Genomic DNA, 9,300 nt, shown 5'->3' with positions numbered 1-9,300 from the left:
CCGGTACACGCCCGGCCTGGGCTCACGCGGCTTGTCGCCGCGCCGGGGCATCCCTGCCCCGGATTAACCCGGCCTATATTTATAGGCCGGGTTAATAGTGCATGACAGCTTGAAGCAAGCCGTTCAAGCGGCGGACGAAGGCGGCGGTATCGTCCAGCTGGCCGCCTTCGCTGAGGACCGCCTGGTCATAAAGAATATGGGTCAGATCGGCGAAGCGCGATTCGTCCGCCTCGTCCTTGAGCCTTGTCACTAGGGGATGATCGGGATTGATCTCGAAAATCGGTTTGCTGGCCGGTACGTCTTGCCCGGCCGATTTCATGATGCGTTCCATGGTACGGCTTAACCCGTAGGTTTCGCTGACCAGGCAAGCCGGAGAGTCGGTCAGGCGAGCGCTGATTTTCACATCGCTGATCTTGTCGCCCAGCGTTTGCTTGATTTTGTCGATAACGGGCTGGAACGCCTTGCTGGCTTCTTCGGTATGCTTCTTGTCCGCTTCGTCGGCAAGGGTGCCCAGGTCCAGATCCCCCTTGGCCACCGATTGCAGATGCTTTCCTTCGAAATCGGTGAGATAGCTGACCAGCCAGTCGTCGACCCGATCGTGCAGCAGGAGTACTTCCAATCCCTTGCGACGGAAGATTTCCAGGTGCGGACTGTTCTTGGCCGCGGCGTAATTCTCGGCCGTAATATAGTAAATCTTGTCCTGCCCCTCCTTCATGCGGCCGACGTAATCCTCCAGGGAAACGTTCTGGACATCGGAATCGTTATGACTGGAGGCGAAGCGCAGCAGTTTGGCGATGCGGTCGCGGTTCTTGAAGTCTTCGATCGGACCTTCCTTGATGACCTGGCCGAATTCCTTCCAGAAAGCTTGGTATTTTTCCCGCTCGTTCCTGGCCACGTCCTCCAACAGACCGAGAACCTTCTTGACCGCGCCGGAGCGGATTTTTTCGAGCAGCGCGTTTTCCTGAAGAATTTCCCGCGAAACGTTCAAGGGGAGCGAATCGGAGTCGATCACGCCGCGGACGAAGCGGAGATAACGGGGCATCAGCTTCTCCGATCCTTCCATGATGAAAACCTTCCGCACGTAAAGCTTTACGCCGTGCTTCGCGTCGCGGTCCCACAGATCGAACGGCGCATGCGACGGAATGTAGAGCAGAAGGGTGTATTCGTTGGTGCCCTCCACGCGGCTGTGGAGGCGAGCCAGAGGCTCCTGAAAGTCGTGGGAAACGTGCTTGTAGAATTCGTTGTATTGCTCGTCCGAAATCTCATCCCTGTTCTTTGCCCATAAGGCGGAAGCGCTGTTGACGGTTTCCCACTCGTCCGCTGCCGGCTTTTCGTCTCCGTACGCTTCCTTCTTCATCAGGATCGGCAAGGAAATGTGATCGGAGAATTTGCGTATGATCGACCGGAGTTTCCAACCGTCCAGGAACTCGTCCTCGCCTTCGCGGAGGTGCAGCGTAATCTTCGTTCCGTGCTCGGGTTTTTCGATGGTTTCCAGCGTGTAATCGCCTTCGCCCTTGGATTCCCAGCGTACCCCTTGGGCCGCGTCCAGACCAGCCTTGCGGGTTTCCAGGGTGACTTTGTCGGCAACGATGAATGCGGAATAAAAGCCCACGCCGAACTGGCCGATGAGCTGGCTGTCCTTCGCCTCGTCCCCGGTCAGCGACTCGAAGAACTGGCGGGTGCCGGAGCGGGCGATGGTCCCGATGTTCTCGCGGACCTCGTCGCGGGTCATGCCGATGCCGTTGTCGGTAATGGTCAAAGTCCGGTTCGTTTTGTCGTGTTCGATCCGAATCTTCAGCTCGCTGTCGCCCTCGTACAGCGCATCGTTTCCCAGTGCCATAAAGCGGAGCTTGTCGGCAGCGTCGGATCCGTTCGAGATGAGCTCGCGCAAGAAGATTTCCTTGTTGCTGTACAAGGAGTGAATCATCAGGTGCAGAAGCTGTTTTACCTCAGCTTCGAACCCAAAAGTTACCTTGCTTTCTGCTACGGTCATGGCAGTGACTTTCCTCCGGAGGTTTAAGTGGATCGACTCTATTAATCAGGCCCGTAAATACCCTCCTGGTATTTACGGACCACCGCCAAGGCCGGTTACACGTCCCGCCTTGGCTCACGCGGCTTGTCGCCGCGCCGGAACATCCCTGCCCTGGGTTAATAAGATGACGATGAGAATTTGGGGCGATCCTTCCCGTTTTCAAGTCTGTTTCGTTTTTTGAGACGAGCGCCACGTTTTTTCGTCTAGACTTTTTTCGAGCCTGCTGTGGCTCGGACAACCAGCACCAAACTTCGACCGGCTATCCGTGCCGCCCTTCAGTTAAGCATCTCCAAAGAGTTAACGCATGTTCGTCATTATCGGTTACATCATCGTCGTGGGCGCCATTCTGGGCGGTTTTTTGATGGCGGGAGGCCATATCGGCGTTCTTATTCAACCGAACGAGGTCATCATCATTTTCGGCGGCGCGCTCGGCGCATTCGTCGTGTCGAACAATCCCAAGGTCTTGAAAGCCGTTTTCGGCGCGTTGATGAGCTCCCTGAAGGGTTCCAAATACAACCAGGCGCTTTATCTTGAAACCTTGACGCTCTTGTATCGGATCTTCAACAAGATCCGTCAAAATGGGCTGTTGTCCATCGAAGGGGATATCGAGACGCCGGATCAAAGCGAATTGTTCAAATCCGCGCCCAAGGTGCTGGCCGACCATCACGCGGTCGAGTTCATCACCGATTATTTGCGCTTGATGACGAGCGGCAGTTTGGACGTCCATCAAATCGACAATCTGATGGACATCGACATCGAAACCCATCACGAGGAAGGCCACCTGCCCATACAGGCGCTGCAGCGCCTCGCGGACGGCATGCCGGCGTTCGGCATCGTCGCCGCGGTCATGGGCGTGGTGCATACCATGGAGTCGGTGGGTTTGCCGCCGGCGGAACTCGGCAAGCTGATCGCCGCGGCACTGGTCGGCACATTTCTGGGTATTTTGGTTGCCTATGGTTTCATCAGTCCCCTGGCGGGTCTGTTGGAACAACGTTTGGCGGAATCGACGAAGTATTATCAAAGCATCAAAGCCGGGCTGATCGCCTCGATAAACGGTTACGCCCCATCCACCGCCGTGGAATTCGCCCGCAAAGCGATGTTTTCCGCGGAGCGTCCGGAATTCTCCGAATTGGAGAAGCATCTCAAAGAAAGCCGTTAACGAGCTTATCCGGATAAGACCATGGCCGATAATTCGAACCAAATCGTCATCAAGAAAATCAAGAAAGGCGGTCACGGCCATCATGGAGGAGCCTGGAAGCTGGCCTACGCCGATTTCGTCACCGCGATGATGGCGTTCTTTTTGCTGATGTGGCTTTTAGGTACGACCGAACCCGCTTTCAGGCAAGGCATCGCCGAGTATTTCAAGGATCCCTGGAAACCTTCCCGGCAAGGCGGTCCCAACACGGGCGATGCAACCAGCGTGATCAAGGGAGGAGGGGAGGACATCACTCAATCCGAGGGTCAAGTCAAACTGACCGACCAAGGGAAGGAAGATATCGTCGGAGAAGCCGCCGAATCGGAAAAGGAGATGGAACAACTCGAGGCGCTGAAGGAAAAGATCGAGCGGATGATCGAAACCAGCCCTTTGCTCACACAGTTCCAGAATCAACTGAAGATCGACATCACTCAGGAGGGGCTACGTATCCAGATCATCGATTCGGAAGGCCGGCCCATGTTCAATTCGGCGAGCGCCAAAATGGAAGGCTATGCATCGGAGATACTTCGCCAAATCGCGCCGGTCATCAACGAGTTGCCGAACAAGATCAGCATCGCCGGACATACGGATGCAAAGCCGTTTCCGGGCAAAGGACAGGGTTATACGAATTGGGAATTATCCGCCGACCGTGCCAATTCCGCCCGCAAGGAGCTGATCAAGAGCGGCCTCAAGGAAGAAAAAATGATGCGGGTGGTGGGGCTCTCTTCGAGCGTTCCTTATGTCAGGGAAGACCCCTTGGCCGCCACCAATCGGCGCATTTCCATCATCGTGATGAACAAGCATACGGCCGAAGAAATCATTACCGGCGGTTCCGGGATAGATATATCTATGCAAGAACCGCTGGACAAAGGGGCGATTACGGGCCAAGGCATGGTGCCGGCCGTCAACAAGGCCGCGTCCGCACTCTAGGGCACCATATTCATGGTCGAAGCGCTGCCGGTTTGGTTCAGGGCCGTCCTGAGCCAACTCTTGGCCATCTTAGGCACATTCCTGCTTCTAAAGAGCGGCGGCCTGTTCTGGGCGTCCCTCGGCTTCGCCGTGGCATTTGAAGGTCTTCTCGCCATGGCCTTCGGCTGGATGCTGAGACTTCCTTATTGGTGGCTGCCGATCCAGGCGCTGTTCGTTCCCGCAATCGCCGTCAGCTGGCGGCTGAATCTCCCGCCGGTCCTGTATTTGGCCGGTTTCGTCCTGATGTGGCTGGTTTTTCGCAGTAATCTTCGCGAGCGGGTTCCTTTTTATTTGACCGATCGCGAAACCTGGCTTGCCGTTTCCGAGTTGTTGCCGCGGAACGCCGCGTTCAAATTCATCGACCTCGGTTGCGGCTGGGGCGGCGGCCTGGCGGTTTTAGCCGGGCAATGCAAATCCGGCGAATTCCGGGGCGTCGAATCGGCGCCGCTGCCGGCCCTGCTCGGCCGGTTTCGCTTGCGGAACGAAAAGAACTGCCGTATCCGTTTCGGCGATTTTTGGACCGAGGATCTCGGCCGTTTCGATGTGGTTTACGCCTTTCTATCGCCGGCGCCCATGCCTCGCCTGTGGCGCAAGGCGCGGAAGGAAATGAGGCCGGGGTCGCTTTTCATCAGCAACACGTTCGAGGTGCCCGGCGTCGAACCTGATCAAACCTTGATCCTGCGAGATGGCCGCGCCGCCAAGCTGTTGATTTGGCGGATGTGACGTTCGATCTCTCGACCCTCGCCCCGTTAAAAAATATAAGGGTGCACTGCATTGAAACCGTGCACTTTGGCGCGCGGTTTGAAATCGGGCGGCTGCCATGGTTCGTTGGTTTGCCCGGCAAGAAAACGGGCCAGCCAGAAGGCTTGATGCCGTATCGGCATGATATAGGCGTACAAGCGGCCGTCCACGAATTCGGCGGCATCGCCTATGGCGTGGATGTCGGGGTCGTTGGTGCGCAGGAACTCATCGACCAATATGCCCCGATCGGCATTTAACCCGATGCGCCGCGCCAGTTCGGTTCGCGGCTTGAAACCGCAGGCGACGATGACGCCGTGGAAACCGCTAGCCGTTTCGTCCTGCAACTTCACCGCGTAAAGGCTGCCGATTTTTTCGAAGCCCTGGACCGAGGCATTCAAGCGAACCTCTATCCCGTGGCCCTGCAATACCTGCAACAGAGTTGCCGAATCTTCCTCGATCAACTGACGTTCCATGAGTCTTGCCAAGGCATGAAACAAGACCACCCGATCGCCCGCCTTGGCCAGATCGGAAGCGACTTCGCAGCCGATCAGCCCGCCACCGATCACCGCCCACAGGGGCTTTGCCGATGTCTCGACGATTTTTTCCCGATGCCGCCGGAGTTCGATCAAGTCGTCGAGGCTGTTGACGACAAAGAACAAATCGCGGCTCGTCTGAAACGGGGGCGGAATCAGCGCATCCGAGCCGGGCGCGAGCACCGCCTTGTCGTAATTCAGGGTAAATTCGCCCGAACTGTTCCGGCAGACAATGGTTTTGTCGTCGCGGTTGAGTGTCAATACGCTGGTTTCGCGATAGATCGCGATGCCGGCATCGTGCAGTGCATCGAACGGCTTCAGAATGATCTTGGTTTCGATGTCGTCCCTCGAAAAGCCGTGGGATAGCATAGGCCGCGAATAATAGCCGTGGCCTTCCTGAGTTACGACGGAAATTCGGCATTCCGGCGCGAGTTTCCGAAGTTCCTCCGCGAAAGTGATGCCCGCGATACCTGAACCAATGATGACGACGTGCATGGAGTTTCCTCGCGATAACCGGTAAGCGTGAAATATCAAAAAGAGCCTTGAAGCGATTCTTACGCCGATACTTAGCGACCTTCCGACTCCGGCCGAACGATCTTGCCGAACTCTCGCACCTGGGACAAGAGCCCCCGCGACGTGACCGCGAAAAACGGCACGACGGGCAGGCCCGCATCGCGCAGGATTCGCGCAACCCAGACATTGCAGGTATTGAACAGATGGAATTTGCCCTCGGCTGCGTAAAAGCGGCTGTCGGGATATAGACCCGGGCCGATGGCTTGCGCTCTGGCCGTATTCTCGCGGGCGTAGGTGTTGTGAATGGATACGATGAGTTGCCTGAGCTGCTGTTCCGACAAGGGGACCTCAACGATCTCGGCGGCGGGGAAATAAGCGGTCGGATGAACGGGGACTCCGACAACGTGCAGAACGCTGGCGGTGGGGGCCACGACGGCTTTGAACCCGTACCAGAGGTTGAAGCCGGCGGCCTGATAAAAATCGCGGTCTCCCCAGCCTACTTCGAGATACTCCGCTTTCGGAAAGTCTTGGCTTTCCGGCCACAACCCGGGCGGGATATCGGCTCGTTTGACGGCTAGGCCGGTGTGCCAGCCCAGATCGACCAAATAGATAGTGCGTTCGGCGCCGGCCTCTTCCATGGCCAGCGCCTCGTCCAGTCGGTTCGGCGCACAGCCGGCGAGCAGCGCCAGCAGGACCAGCAGCCGGAACAATCTTAATGGGCCGGCTGCCTCGAGATATCCTTTTGCCCAGTATTTGGGATCGTGCGACATGTCATTCCCGACGGTAAGGCGCGGGATAAGCGGCGGCGACGCCGCATCCGAACGGCGCGCAAAGGTCAGAGACTCAGGCTTCGGATTCCGATGCTGTGGCGGACCTTCCGTATCAGCGGGGCGCTGTAGCTTCGGGCCTTGCGGGCGCCGTCCTGCAATGCTTCCTCGATTTTGTCGGGTGCTTGTAGCAGTGCTTCATAACGTTCCCTCGCGGCTTTCAGATGATCGTCCAGATACTCGAACAAAATGTTTTTCATTTCTCCCCACGCAATGCCTTCCGCGTAGCGGCGCCTTATCGCCGTAGTCTCCTCCTTTGTCGCGAACGCCCTATAGATGCCGAACAGGGTGCAGGTGTCCGGATCTTTGGGTTCGCCCGGCAACAGAGAGTTGGTCTTGATCTTCATGATCAGCTTGCGCAGCTGTTTTTCGGGTGCGAACAGCGGGACGGTGTTGTCGTAGCTCTTGCTCATCTTACGCCCGTCCAATCCGCATAGCACAGCGGTATCCTCGCTGACGTCCGCTTCGGGAAGCACGAAATGCTCGCCGTAAATATGATTGAAGCGTCCGGCGATATCGCGTGCCATTTCGATATGCTGAACCTGATCCTTTCCGACGGGAACTTTATTGGCGTTGAAGATCAGAATATCGGCCGCCATCAGGATGGGATAATTGAACAATCCCATGGTGACGCCCTTATCGGGGTCGCTTTCGCCACTTTCTTCATTGGCTTGGACCGCGGCCTTATAGGCATGGGCGCGATTCATCAGTCCTTTTGCAGTGACGCAACTGAGTATCCAGGCCAGCTCCGTGATCTCGGGGACGTCCGACTGGCGGTAAAACACGGCGTTTTCCGTATCCAAACCCAAGGCCAGCCAGGTGGCGGCGATTTCCAGTGTCGATTGGCGGACGCGTTCCGGGTCCTGGCATTTGATCAAGGCATGGTAGTCCGCCAGAAAATAGAAAGGTAGGACGTTATGATCGCGGCTGGCTTCGATGGCAGGGCGTATGGCGCCCACGTAATTGCCGAGATGAGGTGTACCGGTCGTGGTTATTCCAGTTAGGACGATGGATTTCGTGCTCATAGGTTCAAGGTGTCGGATTACTGCGTCGTTCCAACAAGTTGTGTCGATTTAGGCGCGGCACTATGGCATAAAAGGGCGCGCATTGCCAAACCCGAAATCGGAATCGTCCGAACGACTTCGGCTATGATCTATCGGTTAGAATACCGGGAAACCTAAAGGGGGAGATGCACAGCTATGCTGGAGTACGACGAAAAGCGGGATTTCATCCGCATGCAGGCCGATTGCAAGATGACCTTCCGGCTGGCCGACAGCGATATTGTACATGAGGGGGTATGTGTAAATATCAGCGGCTCCGGCATCTTGTTCGAGGCCGATATTCCTTTAGATGTCGGCAAAGCCGTCGAAGTGCGCCTCGTTCCGCAGAACAAAATCACCCCGCCTTTGACCGCCTATATCGAAACGATCCGGTGCGCGGAGAGCGAAGCGGGCGGTTACCGAATTGCCGGCGCCATCAAAGGCATCAAGAGCGAGTGAAATCGCTGGTCAATATCCTTGTCGCAATTCATGTTTACGATTACCAAAGAAGTGTATTTTTGCTATGGACACCGTCTAATGGAACATACGGGCAAGTGCCGTCATCTCCATGGTCATAGTGTCAAGGCAGCAATTACCGTGATTGCCGAAAGTTTGAACAAACAGGGCATGGTCTGCGATTTCGCGGAGATCAGCGCCGTCGCGTCGGAGTATATCGACCGGCAGCTCGATCACAATCTGCTTCTGCACAAGGATGACCCGCTCCTGCCGGCGCTAGTTTCGGCCGGAGAACGTTTTCTGGCGCTCGACGAGCATCCTACGGCCGAGTATCTGGCCAAGCTGATATTCGGACACGTCGCGAGCCGAGGATACAACGTCAGGAGCGTGACCTTATGGGAGACATCCAGCGCCTGCGCTACCTACAGTGAATTTTGAGAGATCGTTTTTACCGGTAATGAGCATTTTCCAGCCCGCAGAAAAATCCTTCTGGCTGCAAAAAGTCTGCGAATCGAACTACGAGAAACTGGCGCACCTGATTCCCGACTTGGACCGCATCGACGAGACCGCCGTCGCCCAAGTCAACGGCAAGCCGTCCCTGCATCTGAGGTTGCTCGAAAGGTCGCCTTATACCCTGACGCTGGAGCTTACCCACGATTTCGTGCGGGGTTTCGAGCCGGCGGTGAGAATCCGCGTCAGTCTGGACGCCAAGACCGCCGAAGCGCTCAGCGACCACTGCCGACCGGTGGTCCTCGATGCGGTGAGGGACCGGTCCAGCGCCAAGAGCGTGCTCGATTACAAATGGTCGCTGAACTACTTCCTCACCCGCTGGCTGGATCACTGCCTCCAAAGCGACTACCGATTCGGAACCGCCCGTTATTCGCGGGAAGAATTCGCCACGGTCTAATTCCATTCGACATTCGAGTGAACATTCATCGTAGGATGGGTAGAGCGAAGCGAAACCCATCGATGGCGGGTTAGCCCTAGTCTCCGC

10 protein-coding genes are annotated in these 9,300 nt (G+C 56.6%); 6 read left to right on the top strand and 4 right to left on the bottom strand.

Annotated elements, in window-relative coordinates; translation table 11 throughout:
• Window positions 1-91 precede the first annotated feature (91 nt).
• Window positions 92-1,993 carry a molecular chaperone HtpG gene (htpG, locus tag ABJK70_RS15275; RefSeq protein ID WP_347258385.1) on the bottom strand — a complete coding sequence of 634 codons (1,902 nt, stop codon included), beginning with the start codon at window positions 1,991-1,993 and terminating at the stop codon, window positions 92-94.
• Window positions 1,994-2,336: 343 nt separating this feature from the next.
• On the opposite strand from htpG, the gene motA reads away from it, so the two are divergent.
• Genes motA through ABJK70_RS15260 form a run of 3 tightly spaced genes read left to right on the top strand, consistent with a single transcriptional unit; the run spans window position 2,337 to window position 4,919 of the window.
• Window positions 2,337-3,191, top strand: coding sequence for a flagellar motor stator protein MotA (motA, locus tag ABJK70_RS15270; RefSeq protein ID WP_156881845.1), 855 nt, complete (start codon window positions 2,337-2,339; stop codon window positions 3,189-3,191).
• 21 nt (window positions 3,192-3,212) lie between these two features.
• Window positions 3,213-4,157: a flagellar motor protein MotB gene (gene motB / locus ABJK70_RS15265; protein ID WP_347258384.1), complete on the top strand. Its 945-nt coding sequence runs from the start codon at window positions 3,213-3,215 to the stop codon at window positions 4,155-4,157.
• Window positions 4,158-4,169: 12 nt separating this feature from the next.
• Entirely contained in the window at window positions 4,170-4,919 is a 750-nt protein-coding gene (locus ABJK70_RS15260; RefSeq protein WP_347258383.1) for a class I SAM-dependent methyltransferase, read from the top strand.
• Between the two features lie 26 nt (window positions 4,920-4,945).
• Here the strand turns inward: ABJK70_RS15260 and ABJK70_RS15255 are convergent, their stop codons facing one another.
• The 3 genes from ABJK70_RS15255 to ABJK70_RS15245 all read right to left on the bottom strand — a co-directional run bounded on the left by ABJK70_RS15255 (window position 4,946) and on the right by ABJK70_RS15245 (window position 7,835).
• A complete protein-coding gene (locus ABJK70_RS15255; protein WP_086134805.1) occupies window positions 4,946-5,965 on the bottom strand; it encodes an FAD-dependent oxidoreductase in 1,020 nt (339 codons plus the stop codon).
• Between the two features lie 71 nt (window positions 5,966-6,036).
• Window positions 6,037-6,753, bottom strand: a complete 717-nt coding sequence (locus ABJK70_RS15250; RefSeq protein ID WP_086134804.1) for a DUF2459 domain-containing protein — start codon at window positions 6,751-6,753, stop codon at window positions 6,037-6,039.
• A 65-nt stretch (window positions 6,754-6,818) separates the two neighbouring features.
• Window positions 6,819-7,835 (bottom strand): tryptophan--tRNA ligase, encoded by a 1,017-nt coding sequence (locus ABJK70_RS15245; RefSeq protein WP_086134803.1) that lies wholly within the window; start codon window positions 7,833-7,835, stop codon window positions 6,819-6,821.
• 174 nt (window positions 7,836-8,009) lie between these two features.
• Between ABJK70_RS15245 and ABJK70_RS15240 the strand changes: the two genes are divergently transcribed.
• The 3 genes from ABJK70_RS15240 to ABJK70_RS15230 are packed head-to-tail and all read left to right on the top strand — an operon-like array spanning window position 8,010 to window position 9,213.
• Window positions 8,010-8,309, top strand: a complete 300-nt coding sequence (locus ABJK70_RS15240) for a PilZ domain-containing protein (RefSeq protein WP_077729561.1) — start codon at window positions 8,010-8,012, stop codon at window positions 8,307-8,309.
• A 30-nt stretch (window positions 8,310-8,339) separates the two neighbouring features.
• Window positions 8,340-8,744 (top strand): 6-carboxytetrahydropterin synthase, encoded by a 405-nt coding sequence (locus tag ABJK70_RS15235; protein ID WP_347258382.1) that lies wholly within the window; start codon window positions 8,340-8,342, stop codon window positions 8,742-8,744.
• Between the two features lie 19 nt (window positions 8,745-8,763).
• A complete protein-coding gene (locus tag ABJK70_RS15230) occupies window positions 8,764-9,213 on the top strand; it encodes a DUF1249 domain-containing protein (protein WP_077729558.1) in 450 nt (149 codons plus the stop codon).
• Window positions 9,214-9,300: the final 87 nt, after the last annotated feature.

Origin of the sequence: Methylocaldum sp. (assembly GCF_039794385.1) — a bacterium.
GTDB lineage: Bacteria > Pseudomonadota > Gammaproteobacteria > Methylococcales > Methylococcaceae > Methylocaldum.
Note: the sequence above shows the minus strand (reverse complement) of the source record. Positions and strands in the feature narration are given on the sequence as shown.